General features: G+C 37.6%; 20 protein-coding genes. 12 read left to right on the forward strand and 8 right to left on the reverse strand.

From position 1 onward, the window contains the following. Positions 1-8 precede the first annotated feature (8 nt). Both EKM63_RS05100 and proC read right to left on the reverse strand, forming a co-directional pair. Positions 9-602, reverse strand: a complete 594-nt coding sequence (locus tag EKM63_RS05100; protein ID WP_377768688.1) for an ECF transporter S component — start codon at positions 600-602, stop codon at positions 9-11. A 118-nt stretch (positions 603-720) separates the two neighbouring features. After that, the gene (gene proC, locus EKM63_RS05105; protein WP_125704393.1) at positions 721-1,488 is read right to left on the reverse strand and encodes a pyrroline-5-carboxylate reductase; all 768 of its coding nucleotides are present in this window, start codon (positions 1,486-1,488) and stop codon (positions 721-723) included. Positions 1,489-1,632: 144 nt separating this feature from the next. Here proC and EKM63_RS05110 point away from each other — a divergent pair, with 144 nt between their 5' ends. Further along, the gene (locus EKM63_RS05110; RefSeq protein WP_125704395.1) at positions 1,633-2,307 is read left to right on the forward strand and encodes a DUF975 family protein; all 675 of its coding nucleotides are present in this window, start codon (positions 1,633-1,635) and stop codon (positions 2,305-2,307) included. A 57-nt stretch (positions 2,308-2,364) separates the two neighbouring features. Here EKM63_RS05110 and EKM63_RS05115 read toward each other — a convergent pair whose 3' ends face one another. Beyond that, positions 2,365-5,916, reverse strand: a complete 3,552-nt coding sequence (locus EKM63_RS05115) for a hypothetical protein (protein WP_125704397.1) — start codon at positions 5,914-5,916, stop codon at positions 2,365-2,367. A gap of 567 nt (positions 5,917-6,483) precedes the next feature. Further along, positions 6,484-7,242 (reverse strand): MerR family transcriptional regulator, encoded by a 759-nt coding sequence (locus EKM63_RS05120; RefSeq protein WP_125704399.1) that lies wholly within the window; start codon positions 7,240-7,242, stop codon positions 6,484-6,486. Between the two features lie 130 nt (positions 7,243-7,372). Between EKM63_RS05120 and thiD the strand changes: the two genes are divergently transcribed. The 7 genes from thiD to EKM63_RS05155 all read left to right on the forward strand — a co-directional run bounded on the left by thiD (position 7,373) and on the right by EKM63_RS05155 (position 16,078). After that, entirely contained in the window at positions 7,373-8,182 is an 810-nt protein-coding gene (gene thiD / locus EKM63_RS05125; RefSeq protein WP_125704400.1) for a bifunctional hydroxymethylpyrimidine kinase/phosphomethylpyrimidine kinase, read from the forward strand. Positions 8,183-8,211: 29 nt separating this feature from the next. Next, positions 8,212-9,105: a hypothetical protein gene (locus tag EKM63_RS05130; RefSeq protein WP_125704402.1), complete on the forward strand. Its 894-nt coding sequence runs from the start codon at positions 8,212-8,214 to the stop codon at positions 9,103-9,105. 146 nt (positions 9,106-9,251) lie between these two features. Beyond that, positions 9,252-10,715: a cytochrome ubiquinol oxidase subunit I gene (locus EKM63_RS05135; RefSeq protein WP_125704404.1), complete on the forward strand. Its 1,464-nt coding sequence runs from the start codon at positions 9,252-9,254 to the stop codon at positions 10,713-10,715. After that, a complete protein-coding gene (cydB, locus tag EKM63_RS05140) occupies positions 10,715-11,728 on the forward strand; it encodes a cytochrome d ubiquinol oxidase subunit II (protein WP_125704406.1) in 1,014 nt (337 codons plus the stop codon). Before EKM63_RS05135 ends, cydB begins: the two co-directional genes overlap by 1 nt. Positions 11,729-11,730: 2 nt before the next feature. Further along, entirely contained in the window at positions 11,731-13,470 is a 1,740-nt protein-coding gene (gene cydD / locus EKM63_RS05145) for a thiol reductant ABC exporter subunit CydD (protein WP_125704408.1), read from the forward strand. Beyond that, the gene (gene cydC, locus EKM63_RS05150; protein ID WP_125704410.1) at positions 13,467-15,218 is read left to right on the forward strand and encodes a thiol reductant ABC exporter subunit CydC; all 1,752 of its coding nucleotides are present in this window, start codon (positions 13,467-13,469) and stop codon (positions 15,216-15,218) included. Before cydD ends, cydC begins: the two co-directional genes overlap by 4 nt. A gap of 116 nt (positions 15,219-15,334) precedes the next feature. Further along, positions 15,335-16,078 (forward strand): MerR family transcriptional regulator, encoded by a 744-nt coding sequence (locus EKM63_RS05155; protein ID WP_125704412.1) that lies wholly within the window; start codon positions 15,335-15,337, stop codon positions 16,076-16,078. Between the two features lie 24 nt (positions 16,079-16,102). Here the strand turns inward: EKM63_RS05155 and EKM63_RS05160 are convergent, their stop codons facing one another. The 3 genes from EKM63_RS05160 to EKM63_RS05170 all read right to left on the reverse strand — a co-directional run bounded on the left by EKM63_RS05160 (position 16,103) and on the right by EKM63_RS05170 (position 19,370). Continuing rightward, entirely contained in the window at positions 16,103-16,987 is an 885-nt protein-coding gene (locus tag EKM63_RS05160; RefSeq protein WP_125704414.1) for a metallophosphoesterase, read from the reverse strand. Next, a complete protein-coding gene (gene hisJ / locus EKM63_RS05165; protein WP_125704416.1) occupies positions 16,965-17,870 on the reverse strand; it encodes a histidinol-phosphatase HisJ in 906 nt (301 codons plus the stop codon). The genes EKM63_RS05160 and hisJ overlap by 23 nt, the downstream gene beginning before the upstream one ends. Positions 17,871-18,398: 528 nt before the next feature. Further along, complete coding sequence (locus tag EKM63_RS05170; RefSeq protein WP_125704418.1) at positions 18,399-19,370, reverse strand: polyprenyl synthetase family protein; 972 nt, start codon at positions 19,368-19,370, stop codon at positions 18,399-18,401. Positions 19,371-19,454: 84 nt separating this feature from the next. Here EKM63_RS05170 and EKM63_RS05175 point away from each other — a divergent pair, with 84 nt between their 5' ends. Beyond that, positions 19,455-20,369, forward strand: coding sequence for a 1,4-dihydroxy-2-naphthoate polyprenyltransferase (locus EKM63_RS05175; protein ID WP_125704420.1), 915 nt, complete (start codon positions 19,455-19,457; stop codon positions 20,367-20,369). Here EKM63_RS05175 and EKM63_RS05180 read toward each other — a convergent pair. Beyond that, positions 20,366-21,568 carry an acetate/propionate family kinase gene (locus EKM63_RS05180; RefSeq protein WP_164504910.1) on the reverse strand — a complete coding sequence of 401 codons (1,203 nt, stop codon included), beginning with the start codon at positions 21,566-21,568 and terminating at the stop codon, positions 20,366-20,368. The two genes, EKM63_RS05175 and EKM63_RS05180, sit on opposite strands and share 4 nt — an antisense overlap. A 121-nt stretch (positions 21,569-21,689) precedes the next feature. Here EKM63_RS05180 and EKM63_RS05185 point away from each other — a divergent pair, with 121 nt between their 5' ends. The 3 genes from EKM63_RS05185 to EKM63_RS05195 are packed head-to-tail and all read left to right on the forward strand — an operon-like array spanning position 21,690 to position 25,879. Then, complete coding sequence (locus tag EKM63_RS05185; protein ID WP_125704422.1) at positions 21,690-23,663, forward strand: coiled-coil domain-containing protein; 1,974 nt, start codon at positions 21,690-21,692, stop codon at positions 23,661-23,663. 30 nt (positions 23,664-23,693) lie between these two features. Then, on the forward strand, positions 23,694-24,944 hold the full coding sequence (locus tag EKM63_RS05190) for a glycosyltransferase family 2 protein (protein WP_125704424.1): 1,251 nt from the start codon (positions 23,694-23,696) through the stop codon (positions 24,942-24,944). A 2-nt stretch (positions 24,945-24,946) separates the two neighbouring features. Then, on the forward strand, positions 24,947-25,879 hold the full coding sequence (locus EKM63_RS05195; protein ID WP_125704574.1) for a glycosyltransferase family 2 protein: 933 nt from the start codon (positions 24,947-24,949) through the stop codon (positions 25,877-25,879). Positions 25,880-26,072: the final 193 nt, after the last annotated feature.

The raw sequence follows: 26,072 nt of genomic DNA on the forward strand, positions 1-26,072 counted from the left end.
CTCTTTTTCTATCTCAAGAACTTATTTGACTTCAATATTGCCATCGATATCGCTGGTGCAATGATGATTGCGGCAATCATTTCAGGGACACCATTAGTTCCGACGATAACTAACAATAATTTGTTAAGTAAATCAGTCTGTGTTCCGTAGGCTTTTGCCATGGTGCTTGAATACATAACTCTCATTAGTACTAATACTAAAACTGTATTCGTTAAGGAACCAATAGCTGCTGAAACTCCCATTCCAACAACTTGTTGTTTAGTGTGATTTTTGAACCATAGGTAGATCCAACCTGCAATCAATCCGACTAATACTCTAGGAAGAATTGCGATAACAGGGTTGGTAAATACTGTTGTATCAATGATTGATGTTGGACTTGTTAAGGCACGGATAATTGTTCCGATTCCCCAAACTAATCCGACTATACCACCGTCAACAGGCCCCAATACGATACCGGCAACTATAACGGTGATATGGATAATTGTAATGTTAACAAAACCAGTTGGAATAAATCCCAAAAATGGCACCATTGACTGTACGAAAATGATTGCCATCAAAATCCCCAATATGGCAGTTTTGTAAGCTTTTTTCTTTTGCATGATTTGTTTCCCTCTCTATAACAAAGAGTCTACAATAAATGCTTAATAATAGTCTATAAAATTTTAATAATATAACAAAAATAACGACCTTTCGGTCGCTATTTCTCATTTATTTGTATTTTTACTTACCTTCGGCAGCATCAACAGCCTTGATTACAGCATTTCTGAAGCCATATTCTTCAAGAGCTGCAACTCCGCGAATTGTTGATCCACCCGGTGAAGTTACTTCATCTTTCAATTCTGGAACACTTAAATCAGATTGTTTTGCCAATTTGCTAGCACCGATTGCCATACCAATAGCAGCATCGTAGGCTAATTGGCGATTTAAGCCATGTTTAACGCCTGCATCACTCAATGCTTCGATAAACAGATCCAAGAAAGCAGGGCTGCAACCAGCGACTGTACCAAGAATTCCTAATTGTTCAGAAGGAACCTCAACTACTTGTCCGGTATATCCGAGAATCGAGCAAACTTTCTTCTTGTCAGCTTCTTCAAAGACATCAGAATAACTGATTCCGGTAAAGCCAGCACCTACTTTAACAGGAGTGTTTGGAATAGCGATTGCCACTTTTGCACCAATTAGCTTTTTCTTCAACTGAGCAATCGTAGCTCCTCCAGTAAACGCAACGACTAACTTACCTTCAGCAATTGAACTGAGTTCCGTCATAACGCTATCAAGTGCCGTCTGGCTGACTGCGATGAAAATCACGTCTGTATCAGCCATTTGCTTGATCTTGGAGACCATCTTGAAGCCTAATTGGTCTTGAAGATCCTTAGCTGTATTGGATTTTCCACCTTTAACGATGATTTGGTCTGAGTCGAATCCATTTTTAACAAGTCCAGTGATCACTGCACCACCAATATTACCTGCACCAATAAAACCAATCATATTCTCCACTCCTTTATAAATTTTGTTATGAATTGTTCTAATTTATTATATCCTTATCAGGCTTTGAGAAAATAGCAATTCTGAAAAAATAATTTGCATTAAACGACAAATTCTGTAATATTTTGGATAAGAGGGGGAATTTATATGCAAAATTATAAAACTCGTTATCAACTTAAAAAAGAAGTGAAGAGTTTGCTTGCTGGTCGTTGGGGTGACGGCATCTTACTATTCATTCTACCGTATCTATTTATATTCATTCTTAGTTCAGGAAACGTCTGGGTGACAGTAAATGGACCGACATATCACTCAACAACCGGCGTTGGAACATTTCTTATCTCAATGTTCGTAATGCTGCTAGCAGCTGGAGCAATGTTTAGAGGAATCGATTGGGTCCGCAATCCAGAGCTACAATTTCAAGCATTAGAAAGTAACTTCAGCTTATTCAGAAATCCGGACTGGTGGAAAGTTATCCTGATTTCACTGTTAACTTACGTTTTTACTTTCCTATGGAGTTTACTCCTAATAATACCAGGTATTATTAAGGGTATTGCCTACTCGCAAGCATTTTACATCTACAAGGACTTGCGAGATAAAGGACAGGCTGGTGGATATCAAATATCCGATTATATTACTAAGAGTCGTCAACTGATGGATGGTCACAAAGCAGATTACTTTGTACTACAGCTGAGTTTCCTTGGTTGGGTTCTACTAGGAATCGTCACATTTGGAATCGCCTTGATATGGATCGTACCTTACTACAACCTAACAATGGCAAACTTCTACCGTGATTTGATCGATAATAATGACAAAATAGTTTAAGACACAAAAAAAGTGTGGAGCGTTATAAACGCCTCACACTTTTTGTTTACTTAAATATTAGATTAGAGCTAAGCCTAAAGGATCATTCTTTGACCAGAAGCCAACTGGATGAATTCTTAGACGCCAGCTTGTATCAATATCTACGTCTTCAATCTTTGTAACTGTCTTATCTTTGAGTAGTTCAAGAACTGCAGCTGCAGCCATTGCAATATCAAATCCGATAATACCAGTTGTCATCATTGCTAAACCAATCATAATTGGAACTGCGATTGAAGCAATCAAGAAACCAGCTTGGATAAGAATACCGATACCTGCAACAGGTCCCATTACCCAACCAACAATTGGAATTAATCCGGCAATTACTAATACTGTAATAATAGGAACAGAAATTAATAATACTAGACTCATCCAGAATGGCCATGATAATGCGATCAACAATCCAGGAATGAATAATAACATCATTGCAGCACCAACAAGAATTGCGATGTATAGTACAGGAACTGCTAATGGAGTTAGAATCAATGCCATGAATCCGAAGGCGATGAACCAGAACAAGAAGCCAAGAATCAAGAATTGAGGCATAAGTACAACTAGAGCTAAGAACAATAGTACTCCACCGATCAATGCGATTAGGTTAAAGATTGGGTACCAAGCTAATATAATCAAGACTATACCAACTAATGTACCTAAGAACCCACCGATGATCCAAGGTAATGCAGCAGCTAGAACTGTAAGAACAGCAGCGGCGATTACCCACAATACTAGTGGTAATACAAATGCTAGTAATGGTGAAAGGATAAATGCTAATAGTCCTAATCCACTAAAGATCATTGCGATAATAAGACCAATACCTGCAAGAATTGGGATTAGCAATGGCAAGAATGCAAGTGCGAATCCAATAATTCCGGCAATAACTTGAATACCAATCAATACAGCGAACATAACGATTGGTACGATAATAGCAGTTAATACAACTAAACCAGTTATGATTACCAATGGTAGCCATAATAGGATGTTTACAGCAGAAATTACTGTAACAACCACAGCTATAAGTGCAACTGGAATTGTGATTAAGTTAAGGATTGGAATCAAGCTTAACAATCCAGCACCAATTGCGATAATGGCAGCGATTGGAAGAATAATAGGAGCAGCTACAATTGCAAGTGTCAATGCTAAGATTGGCAATGCTGTAAGAGCAAATACAACTGTAAATGTTAATAGTGCGATAGGAATCCATAATGGAGCAAGAACTACAGCAGCGATTGGCATCAAGATACCAAGTACTGGAATTCCAATTATTGCAAGAATAATTGCACCTAACAAGTCACTCTTATCGTTCTTTTGAGTGGTAGTAGTTTTTAGAACATCAGGTACATATTTTCCATCTTTGTAGTCTTGGTAAATTTGTGAGTTTTCCATCAATTGTGTCGAAATTGCTTTGTCGAAATCTCCGGCTCTCAAACTGTCACCAAATGACTTAAATATCTGTGGCATGTTTGCCAAGTATTTATTTGAACTACCAGTAACAGCACTCGTATCGATGTTGATCAAATATGAGTTGCCATCTGTGGTTGGTTTAACGAAGCTAAAGTTTCCACCAGTTACTTCGGCAGAAGATGTAGCGTTCGAAACTCTGTTCAAAACGTCAGGAATTGAACCTAACACTTGAGCCTTATCATCAATAGATGCATTAGCCATCTTGTCATTAATATCTCTTTGAATTGTTGAGAACAATGCAGATCCAGAATTTGATTGTTGACTATCACTAGTCGAAGCTACATTAGCTTGGCTATCAACATCTTTATCTAATGATCCGTCAGAATGTTTCTTAACAAGTGCTTGAGATGCTAAATCATCAAGAGTTACTTTTGCACTGTAATAAGTTTTATCAAGTGTAGTTGCACCGTCAGTATTAACGCCTGAATCAACTTTTGTGATCGTAATGCGATCTCTCATGTTCTTCCATGCGTCATTTGCATCAAGCTTTTCAGTTGATTTTGAATACTTACCAGCCAAATAATCTTGATAGACTTGTGAGTCTAACAAAACATCGATGTCCATTGCTTTATCAAAAGCATCAGCAGTAACATTTTCGCCGAATACTTTTAGCAATTGTGGCATCTGTTGTTCAAGGAAGCTACTGCTGCTGGCATTACCTACACCGTTAATTGTTGTGTAAGCAGTTCTACCAGTAGAAAGAAGTGTAGCAAAGTTAAAGACTTGATCTTGGCTTGGAGCATTTGAAATATAGTGCCAAATCCAAGGTGTGCCTTTGACTAACTCTGCTTGTTCTTCAGCATTAGCGTTTGGAGCCTTAGCAATAATATCGTTCTTTGTCGTTTCGAAAGTCTTATTGCTTTCGTAAGTCGTCTTGTCACCTTGTGGATTGTCAGCTTGATCTTTCAAAACATCTTGCAATGTTTTTTCTGGATCAGATGCGACACCATTTGGTGTTTGAACTACATTGTTTGCGTTAGCACCAGCTTGAACTGCTGTAGATCCATCTGCAGTTGCAGTGGATGCTACAGGATTATTCGTTGTGGATGCTGTGTCACCAGTTGTTGTCGTAGCAGCTTGTGATACATCTGCGTCTTTCGCAGCTGTCTGTGTAGCTTGATCACTATTTGTAGCGGTCGCTACACTACCTGAAGCGGTTGAATCATTTGTAGCTTGTGTTGCTTTAGGAGCCGTAGCAGCTGTTCCGGATGCACCAGAAGATGTATCGCCAGTTGTTGTGGCAGCAGTTGATGTATTATCAGTAGTTGCATTAGTTGCAACGTTTGCTGATGTCTCAGTATTAAGTGGTGTAGCTAAGCTACCCGTAATATTGATTGTCGTACGTCCCATGACAGCTTTTTCAGCTTCATCATATGTAGGTGTATAACCATTTTGTGATTGTGCAGCCTGTGATGTAGTTGAACCAGTTGTTGTAGTGTAACTTGTTGAACTCTGTGTAGTTGCTTTTGTGGCAACAGATTGAGTTGTTGAAGTTTGACTACTTGAGTTTTGTGTAGTGTACGATTGCTTGCTTGTAGTAGTAGAAGAATTTGAATTAGTTGAAGTTGCTGGATACCATTTTGAAGTAATTCCGTTGTTTGCAACGTTAATTGCAGCGCCTTCAAAGGTAGCCTTTACGTTCGACTTTGTATACAAGTTCTTAGTTGCTATTCCAACAGCAGTTTGGTAATTACCACTATCAACATTTCTCGTGAAAGTAATAGTTACTGTACCCTTGTTGACGTCTTTCTTGGTAGTGTAAGGAATTACACCATCTTGATTGACAACAGCACTGTTTGCCAAGTCGACATTAGTCTTATCAAGATTGATGACTAATTGCTCGCCTTTCTGAATAACATTATTACCTGAAGCAGCAATATCAGTTACTAAGACATAACCATTCTTCTGCTTTTGAAGATCCATCTTAAAGATGTTATTAGCATCTCTTAGTGGAACTTTCAAATTAGAATTTGGTTTAGCGGTCTCAGTTGTTTTCACATTATTAGCAGCTGTTGTTGCAGCGGAAGCAATCCCTACGCTCCCGGAAGCAATAACTGGTGCTGCCAAAGCAGCGACTGATAAATACACAGCAGCCTTTTTGAACAATGACATACCGTTTCCCCCCTCTTTTTAAATTTTTTAAAAAGTTGATATAAAAATAACTTTTTATATCTACTCCAAATAATAACGCTAACATTTGTCCTATTTCAACAGTTTTCACAAATAAAATTTCAATTATATTAATACAGCATTACAAATTAATGACATAGTTCAGCCCTTATCTAACAGTAAACAAAAACACACCTTGTTATAAAAGTGTGTTTTTTGAGTATATTTGCCTTCAAATTTGATTGGACAGTTGTGAATTTTTGTTCATAAAGTCACATGGTCCGCAACCTAACAATTGATCAACTGATAAAGTACGCTCATAGCAGCATTTGCTCAACTTATTGATATATCTACATTACGTTATCGATCGATAAGTTAAAACAATTGATTTGAATAATTAAATACTCATGTTAGTAATAACCACAATGTGAAATTTGTTTTAGATATATATAACAGTATTTATATTATTGATATTAGGTTAAAGTATGACTTATTTTTTGGTTCATACCACTTTGGCTTACATTTTTAGTATTTTCATATAAGAAAATAGTTAAAAAATATTTACGATACTTACTTGGTATATTTGTAAATTACCTGATTTAATAATTTGGCAACGGGTTGTCCCGCCTTTTTATCGTAATATTCTGCAAAGCGTGCATCTGCAGCATACATATCTGCTAAGTTTCGATGCATTCCTTTATTATAAGAAGTCCAAGAAAACTCCAGCCAAGTTTTATGGTCATTATAGATGTCCTTGGCAAGTTGAGAGCCTAGATCCACGTCCTCTGACAATTCCTTTAGTTTAGTGATCATATCCGCCTCAATAGCTTCCATCTTTTGGTACTGCTCCAACGACATATTCTTCCATTGTGAATTTGATTGATCCACTTCAGCATTACCATACTTCTGACGAATCTCATCGCCATATAATTTTTCGTTTTCTACTACTTTATTAGCCTTGAATACCTCAAACTTATCTTCATTCTTCATAATAGTGTCTCCTTGATAATTTTTTATAGTTGCGTCTAAGGTGTCGAGGAGTTTTGAAAGCTGACGTTGTTTATCCATTAATAACTGATATTGATTCTTCATTGCTTGTAACGCTACGTAATTTGGATCATCAAAAATTCTTTTAATGTCTTCCAATTTAAAATCCAGCTCTCGATAAAACATTATCAGCTGTAATTTATCTACTTGCGGTTGTTGATAGATTCGATAGCCAGCTTCAGTTTTTCCAGATGGACTTAATAAATCGATACTGTCGTAATATCGCAGTGTACGCGTACTGACACCTGCAATATTAGCAAGTTCTTTAATTGAATATTCCATAACTTTCCTCCTGACAATTAATAGGATATAGATTGACGTAACGTTAAAGTCAATATTTTTTCAAAATAGTAACACTTTAGGCGTATTACTGGTAATATTTAAGTAATTTAAATTTGAAGGGGTGGTTTATATGAACGATTTTACACAAGTTTTGACAATAGCTGGATCTGATTCTGACGGAAGTGCCGGAGCACAAGCAGATCTAAAGACATTTATGGCACGTGGAGTTTACGGCATGTCTGTATTGACGGCTGCCGTTGCGGGTAACTCTTACGGAATTCATGACAGTACTGTTATGGCACCTAGTTTTATTATTAGCCAAATCAATGACATCAAAGATGACTTCAAAGTCTCAGCTTTTAAAACCGGAATGCTCGCAGATTCAGAAACCATTCATACAGTCGCTGACGCCATAAAAGACAAACCTTTTGGTACATTCGTCCTTGACCCGGTCATAATCACTAAACACGGTGCAATGTTATTGGAAGAAGACGCCTATCAAACTTTGATCGATGAACTTTTCCCATTGGCTGACGTTATCACTCCTAATTTCTATGAAGCTAAAAAGTTAGCAGATTCAGAATTAAATAGTCGTGAAGAAATCATCGAAGCTGCACATAAGCTTCAAAAAATGGGACCTAAGAATATTATGATCAAGGGTGAGCATAGCGACGATACAATCGATGAGGTCGAAGATTTTGTACTACTAGAAGATGGCCAATCATTCTGGATCTCCGAGCCTTACGTTAAGACAACTCACATCAATGGTACTGGTGATACACTTTCATCCGCCATTGTTGCAGAAATTGCTAAGGGTGATTCTTTAGAAGACGCTATCCGTACAGCAAAGACATTTACTTATAACGCTATTAAAAATGAAATTGATGTTGGTCACAAATTCGGTCCAATTAATCATTTCGTTAAAGATGATATACAATAGAAGAAAAGCACACTGGAGGGCTCTGTTTTATGGTTCGTATTACAAAAATATCAGCAGGTACATTGTTGCTTATATTGTCGATCATTCTTATGATTAGATCTGGCTTCGAAGGCTTTATTGCCGCACTAGTTGGAAATGGTGCCATTGGAGCTGCAGCTGGAATATTGATTGCCATCACTTACATCGTGACTGCCGCAATTTATATTTTGACAAACAGAACATATAGCTTAGTACCTGACATCATTAGTTTAGTGATTCTAATACTTGGTGGTTTGATGGGATTATTTAATTCAAGCTTACCTGATACAAAATATTTAGTCGTCTGGTCATGGCTTGGAATTATCATTGGGGTCGTAGTTGTGGCAATCAGTATTTACGATTTGATCATGAATCCTGTTCCAAAGGATAATCCGCAAAATTATAATCAAAACCAACCATACAATAATTACAATCCACAAAATCAAAATGGTGGTTACACTCGTTCAAGAAGTGGCATGAATAATAACAAACCTCAAAATTATAATCAATATACTGGAAATAATTACCAAGATACACCTAACCAGAATTCGCAAACCTACTATAGTAATGGTGCAGATAACAACATGAGTAATGGCGCAAACAACAATATGCAAAGTACTCGTGGTTATCAACAAAACAATTACGACCAAAATGGTCAATCACAAGTACATTCCCGTTATTATCAAAATCGGGCAAATTATGAGCAAGATAATGAGCCAACCAACGATAATCAGTATCCTAACAATCCAAATCCTCAAAATTATGGAGGATATGGTCAAAACGGACAAGCTGGTAATTTTTACAACGGTGGACAACGGAGCAACAACTTAAACAATTCTTCAGAAAATAATTCAAATGGTTCTCCTAGCTATGATCCTTCTAAAAGCCGTCGTAGCAGACATTAATGCAAGCCCTTTCAGGCTTGTTTTTTTTTATCGAAATTTATATCGTGATAAATGATTGAGCACTATTGATATTTTGATTAATTAATCATATGATAAACGTAGTTATAGATGTTCTATCTATAAAGTTATAGGAGGAGGTTATTTATATGTTCGGTATTGGTTTAACCATTGTCGGATTGGCTCGTTTCCAATTTGCTATGACTACCGTGTTCCATTTCTTCTTCGTTCCGTTTTCAATCGGAATGGGATTCGTAGTTGCTGTTATGGAAACAATTTACGCAGTCAAGAAAGACAAAGTTTACCGCGACATGGCTAAATTCTGGGGGAAGATATTCCTACTTAGTTTCGCCGTCGGTATTGTTACAGGACTTATTCAAGAGTTCCAGTTCGGTATGAACTGGTCAGAGTATTCAAGATTCATGGGTGATGTCTTCGGTGCACCATTAGCTATCGAAGCTTTACTTGCATTCTTCATCGAATCTGTATTTATCGGTATTTGGATGTTTACTTGGGATAGATTCTCACCAGGTTGGCATGCATTTATGATTTGGATGACTTCAATTGGTACTATGTTGTCAGCTATTTGGATTTTGGCTGCTAATAGTTTCATGCAACATCCAACAGGTTTCACAATCGCAATGATGGGTGGACGTACACGTATCAAGTTGACAAACTTTGGTGACGTTATCGCTAACCCACAATTGTGGAGAGTATTCCCTCACTTAATTATCGCTGCTATTATGACAGCTGGTGTTGTCATTGCCGGTATGAGTGCTTACGGATTACTTCGTAAGAAGAAGGGTGAAAATCACTTCTTCAAAGTTTCATTGAGATATGGTCTATGGGTTGGACTAATTGGTGCAATCCTTACAATCTTTGCTGGTGATTTCCAAACACAACAAATGATCAAAGATCAACCAATGAAATTCGCTGCAACAGAAGGTATTTATCAAAATACCAAAGACCCAGCTCCATGGACTGTTATTGAAACAATCGATGCTAAGGGTCACAAGACTTCAGGCGAGGTTGAACTACCTAAGGTATTGAGTCTTCTTACATATCACAAGACATCAGGTTCAGTTAAAGGTATGAATACCATTAACAAAGAACTTAATGATCAATATGGTAACAAGAAGTTCGGTACTCAAATGGGTTCAGAACTCGACTTTTATCCACCTGCAAAGACATTGTTCTGGAGTTTCAGAATTATGACACTTGTAGCATTCATAGTCTTAGTATTTGATTTTCTTGGACTATTGTTCTCACGTAAGAACAAGGATACTATCGAAAACAAGAGATGGTTGTTACATCTTCTCGGTATTGGTATCTGGGTTCCATTTATTGGTAACTCAGCCGGCTGGTTCGTAACTGAATTTGGTCGTTATCCTTGGATTGTTTATGGTTTATTCACAATTTCTCAAGCCGTATCACCTTCATCAACCATTGGAAGCTTGCTATTTAGTAACATTCTTTACTTCTTACTATTTACATTCCTCGGTGGTGTCATGGTTTGGTACAGCAGACAGACATTGCATCAAGGTCCTTATTTCGAGGACAAGGATTCTAAGCAAAACGTGGATCCTTTTGCAAAGGAGGCCTTCGGTAAATAATGACACTTAGTACATTGTGGTTCCTTATAATTGGTTTACTTTTTGCCATCTTCGTTTTCATGGAAGGTTTCGATTTCGGTGTTGGTATGTCAACACAACTAATTGCTCACGATCAACAAGAGCGTGAAGCAATCATGTCTTCAATCGGCCCTCACTGGGATGGAAATGAAACATGGTTAGTTACAGCTGGTGGTGCAATGTTCGCTGCCTTACCTATCTGGTATGCATCATTGTTCTCAACTTACTATTACTTATTAATGTTAGTTCTAGTTTCACTTATTATTCGTGGTGTTTCGTTCGAATTCACAAAACATGCTGAAACAAAATTTGGTAAAAAATTGTGGATGTGGACATTCTTCTGCGGTAGTTTCTTCGCACCATTCCTATTGGTTATGATGCTAACAAGCATGATCCAAGGTGTTCCATTGAACGCTAACGGTGATGCTATTGGACTTGGTTTCTTCGACGTTGTTAACTGGCTATCACTTGTTGGTGGTGTTGCTGGTGTACTTCTATCACTAGTCCATGGATTAAACTTCCTACGTCTTAGAATGGAAGGTCCTATCCGTGACCGTGCTCGTCAATTAAACAAAGTTCTTTATCCTATTCTATTCGCCGGCGAAGTTGTCTTCGCACTTCTAGTAATTTTCCAAACAGACTTCTTTACTAAGAAACCTGTATCAACAACGATTATCATTCTCTTCATTGTGTTATTCTCATTGTTGGGTTACTATGGAGTCCTAAAGGATAGAGAGGGCTGGAGTTTCGTAGGTAGTGGATTATCACTAAGTACTGTTATTGTTTTAATCTTTAATGGTATGTTCCCACGTGTAATGATCGGTACAAACGGTAACAGTATTTCAATTGCAAACGCTGCTAACTCACACTATACATTGACAGTTATGACAATTGTCGCATGTATCTTAGTACCAATTATTCTTATCTACTTCATTTGGTCATACACTCTATTCACCAAGAGAATAAATCCTAAGGATAATACGGTGAAATATTAATTATGATTGATAAGCGATTATTTCGCTTACCAGGAACAAAAAAACTTCTACTGATGCTTGCAGGATTAACTTTCTTGCAAGCATTTGTTATTTTATTCCAAGGTAAGTATTTAGCAGAAGCATTAGTGAATTCATGGAAAATGAAACCACTGCAAACTATCATCCTACCGATGACGCTGTTTGCAGCGGCTTTTATTGTCCGACATTTCATTAATCTCATTAACACTAAGGTTGTTGAAAGCTATGCCAGCAACACGTCTGAAGAAATTCGTTCAATGTTGTTAGACAAACTTTACAACTCTGGTCCACAAATGATTTCAGAACGTGGTACTGGTAACTTGGTTACAGCATCCCTAGATGGTATCGACTTAGTTGAAAACTACTTCAAGCTGATTTTTACAAAGATGATGAACATGTCTATCATCCCACCAGTCTTGTTGATCTATATCTATTTCCAAGATGTAGCATCAGGTATTACTTTGACTATCATCGTGCCGTTGGTCATTCTATTTATGATATTGCTGGGTTATGCTGCGCAATCTAAGGCCGATGAACAATACGCACAATATACTGTTCTATCAAATCATTTCTTAGACGCCTTGAGAGGCTTGCCAACACTAAAAATGCTTGGTTTAAGTAAGCGCTATGTAAAAAATATTTATACCGTTAGTGATGAGTATCGTAGAAGAACTATGAACACACTTAGAATCGCCATCCTATCAACGTTTGCCCTAGACTGGCTAACTACATTAGGTATTGCCATTCTAGCCGTATTCTTAGGTTTCTCACTAATTAACGGCACAATGATACTCTTCCCTGCCTTAGTTACATTAATTTTGGCACCAGAGTATTTCCTACCACTTCGTGATTTCTCAAGTGATTATCACGCAACTCTAGATGGTAAAAACGCTTTAACAAATATCTTTAGTATCTTGGAACATAAAGATACTAAGAATACCGACGAATTAGAGCCACTTCAATGGGACGAAAACTCTAACTTAGAAGTTAATAACCTTCAATTTAACTACGACGATGAAGATAAGAATGTCGATGCCAGTTTGGATGTTGACCATCTTAAGTTATCCGGTTACCACAATATCGGCGTTATAGGTAAATCTGGATCTGGTAAATCAACACTTATCCGAGTGATCGGTGGATTCTTAACTCCTGAAGAATCTTCTGATATTAAAATAAACGGTAAGGAAATTCCTCATTTTACTCAACGTAATTGGCAAAAGGAGCTAACTTTCTTACCACAATCTCCATATCTGTTTTCTGGCACATTAGCTGATAACATTGCCTTCTATCGTCCAGAAGCTAGTCAAGAAGAAGTCAAAGCTGCTGCTAATAAAGCGGGTTTGAAAGACTTTATTGATACGCTTAAAGATGGATACAAGACGATGATCGGTGAAGGTGGACGTGGCATTTCAGGTGGTCAGCAACAAAGAATCATGATCGCCCGTGCCTTTCTAGCTGATGACAGACACATTTTGATTTTCGATGAGCCTACAGCCCATTTGGATATCGAAACTGAGTATGCTTTAAAGAAACCTATGGAACAACTATTCAAGGACCATCTTGTTATATTCGCAACCCACCGTCTTCACTGGATCAAGGAGATGGATTATGTCATCGTTATGGATGACGGACTCATTGCTGAACAAGGTACACCTGAAGAACTATCTTCACACCAAGGTGCTTATTCAGACTTAATCGAGAATATGCGAGGTGATCAACTGTGAACTTTTTCAAAACATTCAAACACGATACTTGGGTAAAACCTTATGTCAAACAGTATAAAGGCCTGTTGATCTCCGTCTTGATCCTCGGATTCTTGACCGTATTCTCAGCCACAGCATTAATGTTTACCGCTGGTTATACTATCGATAAGGCTGCGACGCATCCATATAATATCCTTTTGATTTACGTACCAATCATTTTGACTCGTGGATTTGGTATCGGTCGTCCAGTGTTCAAGTACATCGAACGATTAAGAAGTCACAACTGGGTTTTGAAAATCACTTCTGATTTGAGAACTCGCTTGTATAAAACTTTGGAAAGTGATGCCTCATTCTTTAATGAGCGTCACAAGACTGGTGATATCATGGGATTGCTTTCTGAAGATATCAACCACTTACAAGATCTATACTTAAGAACTGTCTTTCCAACTGTTATTGCCTATATAGTCGCAATCATCGGCTCACTCGCATTAGGAGTTTTCAACCCATCATTTGGATTCTTCGTGCTTCTATTATGTGTGATTGAAATTGTTATCGTTCCATTGGTATCAGTATCAATTGAAAGTGCCAGACGTGAGCGTCAAAAGGCTTTAAAGAGCGATTTGTATACGAAGTTGACCGATAATGTGCTTGGGGTTGACGACTGGGTGATCTCAGGACGCGAGAAAGACTTCAAAGACTTATCTGCTAAAACAATTTCAGAATTAGATTCCTCAAAGAACAAATCTAAAGCATTCAGACGTTATCGAGACTTCATTTTACAAGTGCTATTTACAGGTATCGTTGTCGTATTCATCATCTTCACTAACTTGAAAATGACCAACGGACAAGAACAAGCTAACTTCGTAGCTGCTTTAGTATTAGCCGTCCTACAACTTTCAGATACATTCGTACCTGTCAGCCAAGGATTTGAAGAATGGCCTCAGTACCGTGATTCTATCGAACGTTTGAATACTGTTAAGCCTGTCGACCAAAACCTTCCAGAACAAGTAGAATTGGCTCCTGAAGACTTCAATGGCATCGAATTGAATCATGTAAACTTCGAATATGCCAGTGATTCACCTATCTTGATCAAAGACTTCAGTCAAAAGATCACCAAAGGCGAAAAATTGGCGTTGTTGGGACCAAGTGGTATCGGTAAGACAACTATCCTACAACTTATTCTAGGTGACCTAGTGCCTCAATCAGGGGAAATCAAGGTCAATGATTTGAACGTTCAACAAATCCAAGAGAAACGTGAAACTATTTTCTCAGTATTGAACCAGAATCCATTCCTATTCAATACCACCGTTATGAACAATGTTCGTTTAGGTAACGAAGACAAATCTGATGCCGAAGTAAAACAAGCTCTAGCAAGAGTTGGATTGAAAGATTTGATCGACTCATTACCAGACAAGTACAACACATTAGTCGGTGAAAATGGATCACGATTCTCCGGTGGGGAACAAGAAAGAATTGCCTTGGCACGTATCTTATTGCAAGATGCACCAGTAGTTTTACTTGATGAACCAACCGTTGGACTAGATCCAATCACAGAAAATGATTTGCTGGAAACATTCTTTGATGTCTTACAAGATAAGACAATCATCTGGGTAACCCACCATCTACAAGGTGTTAAACACGTCGATCACGTCGTTTTCGTTAACGATGAAAAGATTGAAATGCAAGGCGACCCACGAGACTTATATAAGACAAATGCTCACTTTAAAGAGCTTTACGAAATGGATCAAGGACTTACATCCGAATCCTAAACAAAATAGCGGTACTGCTTTTATGCAGTTACCGCTATTTTTCTTATATAATGAATAAAACACTTGATTGCGACGTTAGGTAATAATGTATAAAGACAGTATAGGAGGTGATATCTATGTCAAACTACACTACAGGGGAATTCGCCAAACTTGGAAACATTTCAGTTAGAACAGCTCAATATTACGATAAGAAGGGACTTTTGATTCCTTCTAGTAAAACTGAATCCGGCAGAAGGCAGTATAACGCTACAGACTTGAAAAAATTAAAATTAATTCTTCTACTTAAAAGCATGGGATTAAAGCTCGATTCTATAAAAGAAATTCTCGAGAGTAATCAATCTAACGAGATTTTAAGATTAATGCTTAATGAACAAGAAAAGGAGATCCGTGCTGAACTTGGTAATTCCGAGCAGCAGCTTAAAACTATCGAGAACGTTAAACGTAACCTACCATACTTAGAGAACTATCCCCTTAATTCTCTCAACGACATAGATAGCATTATGGATAACAAAAAATCACTTTTTAAAGTTCACAGAAACATGCTTCTCTTTGGTATATTCCTAGACTTAGTTGAAGTATCTGCAGGTATATATACGATAATGACCAAAAATTGGATTCCATTTGTTTTAGTAAGTATATTGATGATAATCAGTGCTGCGATTATGACCTTTTACTACTTCAATAGAACAAATTATATTTGTCCAAATTGCCATACGACTTTCCAAACAAGTTTTTCAAAATTCTTTTGGGCACCACATAATCCTCGTGCTAGAAAACTAACTTGTCCAAATTGTAACCAAAAAAACTACTGCATAGAAATATACGATGCATCTAGGAACAAACAAAAAACCTTAGGATAACCATCCTAAGGTTTTATTTGTCTATTAACTCATAATCATTTCTTCCATTGATTCAAAGCTGATCACAAACTTATCGATCCTATTTGGGTGTAAATTAATTTCTACGCATCCTCGTGGAATGTTTCCATAACAATTATATCCTGTAGTATTACCGTAATTAAGTTGGATACCTAACAAACTACTTGAAAAATTATTGTCATGATCATGTCCAGCAAAAATGGCTTTAACATTCTTCTTTTTCATTAATGCATAAAATAATCCGGAATTGATTCTCGGAGCACATACTTCTTCTCCGAAGTTTCCAGAAGTGATCTGATTTGCGGCGATACGATATTCGGGTAACGGAATATGCAAGAAGCCTAAATCAGTATGTTCATTACTGCGACTATATGGCAAATTCAAGAACCATTCGATTTGCTCAGGCTCAATTGCCGCATAGTGGTCCAATTTTGGCCAGTGAGAATACGATCCACTGTCCCAGACGTAAATGACATGCTTCAACTCCCCAGTTTGACGGTCATTTACCTCTAACGTGTAGCTTTCCCTATTTGAACTCAAGAACTGATTATGGCGATCGACTAGAAACTCAAGATCTGATTCCATTGAACGCATATCACTTCTCTTCATTACTCCTTCAACATCATGGTTTCCGTATGTTATGGCGACTGGTGTTTTCAGAGAGTTCAGAAAATCATAAAAGACCGATAAACTCTTTTTTGCTGTGGGATTATCCTTCCCCTGGATAATATCCCCTGTAATCATAATTAAGTGAAACTTCTTTTGAGTGAATAATTTACGTAAAGACTGTAATGTATGCAAATCTTCATCACAAAAAGGATACTCGCCTAGATGAATGTCAGTTAGCTGACAAATCCGTAAAGGTCGATCATCGTGCACTGTTAATTTCATGATGCTCCTTAGTTTTATATAATTGTTGGATTAAGTATTCGTTGTAACCTTGATCAATATTATCGATTTCATGGGCATCAGATCCATAAACTAATGTAATGCCTTTGGCCATTGCACTCTCAAGAATAGGTAAAGAAGGCGACGACTCCCCCTGACTATACTTACCTAAACCTGACATATTACAATCCAGCATCAAATTCTTCTTACAGACTCTTTTCAAAATTTTATCGAGTAGTTTATTAGTTTGGTCATCAGCCCAAACGGTTTCCGGCGAAAAGTTCTTTCTCCATCTTCTGTATAGCGTTACATGACCATATCTAACGGGCTTACAATCAAACTCCCACTTCAGTGCCTCAAGCACAGTTTCAAGATATCTGTTAGCTACACTCACTGGAGTCCGATAATAATTCAAAACCCCATCACAAAAGTCCTGGTAGCTATCATCAACAGATCTCAAACCATCATTAGTAGGTAAAAAATGAACCGAAAGAATAGCATCATCAATTTGATCAGCAAACTTGAGCAGCTGACTCTTAGTCCACTCCTGGCAGCCATCAATGTAGTCCACCTCAAAACCAATAAGAATATTGATTTTGTCCGCATACTTGCGTTTAAGATAATCCATCTTTGCAAAGTATGCTGGTAGCTCAGAATAATCCATAGCAGCTGTAGCAATAGCATGTTCAGCACCACGAGCCATTTGATAAAACTGCGGCGGCATCGGAAAATGCTCCGTAATAGAATAAGTTTTGAACCCATCATCAATGGCACGCTTGATCATGTCCTCAGTATCTAAAATCTCACCATGAGGACAAAATTCAGTATGAGAGTGACCATTCCAATCCTTGCAGGAGATACTCCGTAAGTAATCAAGTGAAATCATATTGCATCAAAATCCCCCGAGTATAAATGTAAAACAAGGGTTCACACCCTTATTTCACAAGATAACAAAGGATTGTATATAAATTGTATAAAATTATAACGCTACAGAATTAACCGTAATAACATCAACCAAAACCCAAGTTTTATTTAATTTTTCATGGATTTTACTTATAACGGTCAAAACAAAATAAATTTGAAAATACAATAAGAATTTTCAGTAAACAAAAAGAGACTGTCAAAAGACAGTCTCTAAACAAGATTTTGATTTAATTTTAAATTCAGCAAAAACCAACATAGCCATCCGGATAAAACATCCCCATTTCAAAAGAATAGGAAAAACAAATCTAGATGGAGAAAGGCAATTGATTTTTGGCTCAGCCCTGAAATTGGACTTAGTGTACGAAGTACACTTAGACCAAGGCTAAGTTTCAAGACTTACGAAGTAAGTCTCGAAATTATGCCCAGGGCGTTCCAGCCTAAAAAAATCAATTGGCTTTCGGAATCGGCAGCATAGAACTTCAAACACACCCTATTCGATTCTGTCGAGCAGCTCTTCCACTATTTTTTCCAAAGCCCGACGATTACGACCCTTAGGCAATTTCTTAATTCGATTCATAGCATGTCGACTATAAGTCTTAGCAATATCCTTAGCCTTTTGAAGATAACCACCTTCAACAACAATCCTGGCAGCTTCATTAATATCTTCATTAGACAACTCATTCTTAGACAAAACAGCGACTAAATCAGCATTATGATCCTGAAGTCCAAGAATATATGGTAACGAATAAACACCGTTTCTCAAATCTTCAAAGTTAGGTTTACCAGTATCTCGACTGTCACCGAAATCTAATATGTCATCCATGATTTGGAATGACATCCCTATTTCATGTCCAATATTCTTGGCACGTGCGACTAACTCGTGATCCCCACCAGAAACTAGTGCACCCATCATTGTACTCAAGCTAAATAATTCAGCTGTCTTTCCTGCAACTTCACGGAAATACATTTTTGCAGTCGCATCCACATTGAAGTTGATCAACAATTGATCTAACTCGCCAATCAAAATTTTCTTCATACTTAAAGCATTCAAAAGAATCTGATTCTGTGCAGGTAAGTGACGTGAAATTGTTTCAAAATACAATGTGAATAAATAGTCCCCAGCATAAATTGCATTGCGTTTACCATATTTTGTATGGATAGTTGGTTTTGAACGACGTAGTGGTGAATCATCAATGACATCATCGTGGATCAGCGTAGCTACGTGCAGTAATTCCAAAGAAGATGCCAATGGAATAAGTTCCTCGTCTGTTTTTTTGTTCGGTCCAAAACTACTGAACAATAGGAAAAAAGCTGGACGTAGCATCTTACCTCCAGAAGTAAGATCACGTATCATAGTTGATATCGCTTCGTTACGCATATCCAAACTATCGTGAATATACGCAGTTGTCCGGTCTATCCGCTTCCCCATCTTTGGATATTCTTTCCAAATCGAATTTGCCATGTAATTCCCCTCTACTGCTGTTACTTGTCTATTTTCATAAAGTAATTCTATAATATATGTTATCAAACAAAAAGGACTGATTTCTTGAAACCCTCAGTATTTTTCGAACTGGTTGAAATAAAAGCTAAGACAGCCAGCGTCTTCCCGTTTCTAATGGGAACATTATACTCGTACTACCACTGGCATTCTATTAACTTGCTGGAATTATTGTTATTCTTCTTGGCAATGTTCCTATTTAATATGGCCGTAGATATAAACGATAATTATTGGGATTATAAAAACGCTACCGGAGTAGAAAGCTTTCGCCGTGAAACTAACGTAATTGGTGTCAATCACCTTAACATCCATATGATTGGTTGGATTGATTTCTCGTTCACTCTGATTTCCGCAATTATTGGACTCTTTATCGTATACAGAACTGGATTACCACTACTATATATGGGACTATTCTCATACGCTGTAGGATTCCTATACGCAGGAGGTCCAAAACCAATAAATCGTGGACCCTTTGGTGAATTTTTCGCCGGGTTCACGATGGGATTCGTTATTTATTTGATAGCAATTTATACCAATGTTTTCAATTCTCCAGAAGCTATTCTTGACTTCAAATTTTACGGAGATGCCTTACTTTCGTCATTATTGACATTCTTCGCCATCTCTAACTTATTACTTGCCAACAACATCGCTGACGAGCAAGAAGATAAGGATTTGGGAAGAAAAACAATTGTCTATTATCTCGGTAAGGGCAATTCAATGTTCATCCTCAAATCACTTTATATCTTAGGATTCTTCGCTTTGATCTGTTCGATCATAATCGGTCTACTTCCAAAGACTATGTTGATAGTTCTTCTGATCACACCGATCGTCTACAAAAACACCAAAGCATTCGTTAAGAATCCTATCAAGAAAAAGACTTTTCCTATGATAATCAAAAACTTGTTCTTGATAACTTTAACTGAAGTTGTAACTTTCTTTATTGGAGTACTGATTCACTTCTAGTCCAAAATTTTAGCAAATCCATAAGTATCTTGAGCAATCATAAGTTCCTCATTTGTAGGCACAAGGTAGGCTGCGATTTTTGAATCGTCGGTAGTGATCTTAGTTTCTTTACCGCGAACCGCATTCTTCTCTGTGTCTACTTTTGCGCCTAAATAACCAAATGCATTCAAGATATCTTCACGAACTTCAGCACTATTTTCACCAACACCAGCTGTAAAGGCAATGACGTCAACGCCACCCATTTCAGCAATGTATGATCCAACAAATTTGATGATACGGTTACGATAAATGTCCAATGCCAGTTGAGCACGGTCGTTGTTACCTTTGGCAGCAACATCTTCAATATCACGCATATCAGCAGAAATACCGGAAATACCAAGTAGACCTGATTTGTGATTAAAGATATCGATCATCTTATTTACGTCCATGATCCCAAGTTTATTCATCAAGTATGGAATAACTGAAACATCAAGGTCACCACTACGAGAACTCATTGTGATTCCGGCAATAGGAGTGAATCCCATTGAGATATCGAAAGCTTTTCCGTTCTTAATGGCACTGATTGAAGCACCACTTCCCAAGTGAAGTACGATAACATTCTTATCTTGGATACCACCGTCAACAATTTGGTCTAGTCTTTGAGCAATAAATCTGTGGCTAGTACCGTGAGCACCATAACGACGTGCTTTATATTTCTTGTAATAATCTAAATCAATACTATATAAGTAATTTATTTCTGGAATATCAGCAAAGAATGAAGTATCAAATACGGCTACCTGAATAGCTTTTGGTACCAATTTTTTGAAGACGCTGATGTAATATGCTTCCACTTTATTATGCAATGGAGCATACTCTGCTAATTCGAGAATACGGTCGAGATTTTCTTCTGTCACTATTTCTGATTTCTTGAAATATTCCCCACCAGCAACAACACGATGTCCAAATGCGGTAATATCTTCAAAATGTTCGATGATATGGGCATCCTTCAATGCGCTAAGAATCGATAGAACGGCTATCTCATTGGACTCAACAGCTTCTTCACGTTCAGTCTTCTTACCATTGTATTTTAGTTTGAAAACAGCTTTAGGTGATCCTAAACGGTCGATCATTCCTGAAGCAATTTCTGTTTTCTCAGGCATTTCGAAAAGTTTCCATTTCAAAGTAGAGCTACCTGCATTTATAGACATTATCTTCATCATAATTCTCCCTTACAAACATACTAGAGTTCTTCAAATCGGCTTCACACCAGCTTTGACACTATTTTAAAATAATGATACTCTGTAATAACTATTATAAGTCTTTTTGGGGGGTATTTCATTCGTGAAATTATTTAGTAGATTACTCAAAGACGTTTCGGACGATAACGACCGTAACGCCAATGTTCAAGCCCAATCAGACAACCACACAAATTCTAATAATCAATCAAATTCCAACGATTCGATTAAAAATAACAACGATCAAAACCAAAACGACTCATCCCAAAAGGAACATTCAAAAAATAATAATATGACCTCAACTTCTTCGAATGACGAAACAACAGCTTTGACCTCTGTCCACGACCAACGTGTGAAAATCGAAAACGATATGAATAGCCTATCACATGAATATGCTCAATTACGTGGAAAACTTAAATTGAACCTATTTAGTGAACGTGATGATTATCAAAACAAAAAGAACAGTCTGACTAAGCAACTGAACGCACTTAAAAAGAACGAAAAAGCAGTTCAAGATAACATCGAAAAGAATCAAAACGAAAATGACGGCAAGGAGACTGAACGCTTGGCTGGAGTTCGTGCTGACCAAAAGCATCAAAATGAATTGCTCTACAAATATAAAGAACAACAAAAAGACCTCGCCCAAAAGATTGAAAAAGGCGAGACTAAACGTAGTAAGAAACAGGCTGAATTAGATGCCAACCAAAAGAAAGAAACCGACCTTTCGGCTTCTATCAAGAACGAAACTGATTTACAAAAGATGATGTCCTTGATGGAAAAACAAAAATCTCAAGTTGATAAAATCTACAAAGATCGTACAAATATCGAAAAAGATTTGCGTAAGATTCGCGATGAGATCGGCGTAAGCAAAAAAGATCTCAACGATGTCAATATCAACATCAATGAGATTTCTAGTACTGTTAGTCTACTCAAAACTAAAATCGGCCAACAAGAACAAAATATCAAGAATAATAAGGCTCGTCGTTCACAACTTATTGCTCAACTACAAGCTAGTAGCAAGACCAACAACAACGAGATCAATGGTCTTGAACTTCAACTCAAGAATGTTAACGACAATATCGAATACGTTGATAAATACATCAAAGACGTCTTCCACGCCGCATACCTTGTCCGTGAGGTTTACTTAGATAGCAGCAAAGAATATTTAGTTGTTTCTAACTCAATCGACAACGAACAAAAAGAATCAGACTTGTTCGATATGATCGGCTTCCTAGAACGTAAGATGAATACTGGTGTTACTATCGTAACCAGTTTCTACAACAATAAATTCCAGAGTATCGTCGATGGTTATACTAAATCGATGCGTATCGACCAGCCTAAAGTAATCAATCTGTTCGCTGATCTACAAAAATCCGACAATCCTTCAGACAAAAAAGTTACCATTCCTGAATCAGACAGTTGGATCACTAGAACTGACGTCGAAACTCAAAATACTTTGATTTACGACAAACAAGAAAACTTAATGATGACAGTTGAACATTTCGAAGAAAAAATCGACCGTATCAACTACTTCAAGAATTCTAAAATCGTTAAGACTAACATTTATAACGCAGATGGTATCCTTTCATCTGTAGAAATTTTCGACAAGAGTCAAAAGCTCACTGAAGAAAACTTCTATCGTACAGATGGATCAATCGTCTTGACTATCATGTATGAATCTGGCGTTGCTAACACTTTCCAAGTCTTCGACCAAAGTGGACTTCTCCAACAAGACTTCGATAAGAAGGAAGAACTTGTTACTTGGTGGATCAACAAACTTTATCAAGGTAAGTCAGATATCGTCTTCGTTGGTAGCAGTACCGACTTGCTTTACAAAGTGGTCGCTGGAATTCGTGATCAAGAAAATACTGAACTTATTACATTTGTTGAAAATGCTCACAGTAATATTGGACGTATCAAAGCCTTGCTACACAAGGAACCATTGATCGATAACATCTTCGTTCAATACGAAAAAGATTTACATGCTATCGAAAATACAACTGACCGTGACATTAGTGTCAGCTCAATAAAATCCGTAACAAATGAAGAAATGTATTTACCAGAATCGCTCAAAATTTAACTTTATAGTTCTTGTTCAAAGGAGGTACTCATGTTTATTTTGAAAATAATTTTGGGTATCTCTTTTTTTGCGACATTGTTTACATTGCTGATGAGCATTGCAACTTTCTTTTTCCCCGTTCGCAAACCGGTATCCGCAAAGTTTTTATCCGACTACAAAGTCTATATCTTAATGCCCGTCTTAAATGAATCGTCCGTCATCAAAAAGACCGTCGATAAATTTTTTGACGATAGCTATTTCAGTCACAAAAATAACGTCCATCTAGTGTTGATAGATGACCGTAGTACTGACGGATCAACCGATATCCTCAAAAGCCTCAATAATACTTACAAAAATTTCCACGTGCTAAAGCGTTCTTTCCCAATTGCTCAACACGGTAAAGGTGCTGCACTTAACGCTGGGATCGATTTCGTTCGGAAGAACAACGATTGGGCTCCTGATAAAACTATCGTTGGAGTCATCGATGCTGATGCCTCAATGGAAATCACTGACATCAATAAGATGGTCAATGTTTTCGACCAAGACAATAAACTAGCTATGGCCCAAAGCCGAGTGGCCATGAACAGAACTAAGAATTGGTTGGAAACTTTACAGGACTTCGAGTTCTTGGTACCAAATTCTTTATTACAAAATATGCGTAATAATTTTGGCAACGCTGCCGGCGCTGGTAACGGACAATTTTTCAGAATGAGTGCTTTAAAAGAGCGTACCCCTTGGGGAAATGCACTCTTAGAGGACTATGAAATCAGTACCAAGCTACTTGTTAATGATCAAAAGACAACTTTTGTACCAGATATACTAGTAAAGCAGGAGCCAGTTTCAAATGTATCTGGTTTCGTCCGTCAACGTGCCCGTTGGGCTCAAGGTAGTTTAGACTGTTTGAAACTCCTTGGCGGTAAAACTATTTCTAGTAATCTGAACTTTTTAGAGAAGCTAGAAATGATATTATTTATGTGTTCTACATTATTAAGTTTAATAATAATAATCACTAATATTTTGTCGCTTGTCAGTATAATTCTGGGATTGACTATCGTAAATTACTCCGCACCATGGTGGATGATTGCGACCCTCATCTTAGGACTGGCATTCGTCGTCTTTTCTGTAATTCAGTACTACCGATTCGCAGATATTTCTATCCTAAAAGCAATCGGCTGCATTTTCTATTTTTATATCTACATGATTTTGATAATCCCAATCGTATTCATCGCCTTCTGGAACTTCATTACTGGGCATAATAGTTGGGACAAAACAGCTCATGGACTTAAAGAAAGCGGAAATTAATGATGAAGAAAATCTCTGTTATCGTTCCTTGTTTTAATGAACAAGAATCCATTAAAATTTACTATGATGCGATGACCAAAATGAAAGAAGAAGCTAATAAATTCGAGCTAGAATACTGGTTCGTTGATGACGGCTCTTCAGATAAGACCTTTGCCATCCTCAAAGATCTTCAACATGAACATAGTGACGAAGTACATTACATATCTTTCTCAAGAAACTTCGGTAAGGAGTCAGCTCTATACGCTGGTATTACTGAAGCCAAGGGAGATTATGTCGCCGTCATGGATGTCGACTTGCAGGATCCTCCTGAAATGATGCCAGAAATGTTCGATATTCTTGAAGAAGGAGAATATGACAGTGTCGGCTCAGCTAGAATGGACCGCAAAGGTGAAAACCCAATCACGTCATTTTTCTCAAATGCTTTCTATGGATTGATCAATAAAATATCTCAAACAAAAATCGTGCCTGGTGCTCGTGATTATCGTCTGATGACCCAACAGATGGTGACTGCCATCCGTTCAATGACTGAATATAACCGTTTTTCTAAAGGTATCTTCAGCTGGGTCGGCTTCAGAACTAAATATTTGCCATATAAGAACCGTGAACGCGTCGCAGGGACAACTTCATGGAATTTCTGGAAATTGTTCAAATACGCTATCACGGGTATTATCGACTTCACTGAAAGACCACTTGCTATCGCTACTTGGCTTGGATCTTTCTTCTCATTGACTTCTATTATTACTATTATTGTTGTTTTGATAAGAAAAATTATTAATCCTATGAGTTCGGTTGATGGTTGGGCTTCTATGATTATTATTATCTTGCTGATCGGTGGGATCCAGTTACTTTGTATTGGGATTCTTGGCGAGTATATCGGAAAGATATTCTTAGAGGTTAAACACCGTCCGATTTATATTGTAAAAGACAAGAAGTAATGTTTTATTGTGTGGTTGGTGGTTGGCTTCCGCAAGGCGGGTTACGGCCTGCGGGGTCGTCACGCTGTGGGCAAAAACTCAGCCGTAAGGCGGCATCCTTGATTGTTCGTTGGCGTAGCCAACATTTCAAACGGTTGTGAACGCGACAAAGGAGACGTTCGTTCCATGTTCTTCACTGCGTTTTGCCCCGCAT

The organism is Companilactobacillus mishanensis, from assembly GCF_003946505.1.
Taxonomy (GTDB): Bacteria; Bacillota; Bacilli; order Lactobacillales; family Lactobacillaceae; genus Companilactobacillus; species Companilactobacillus mishanensis.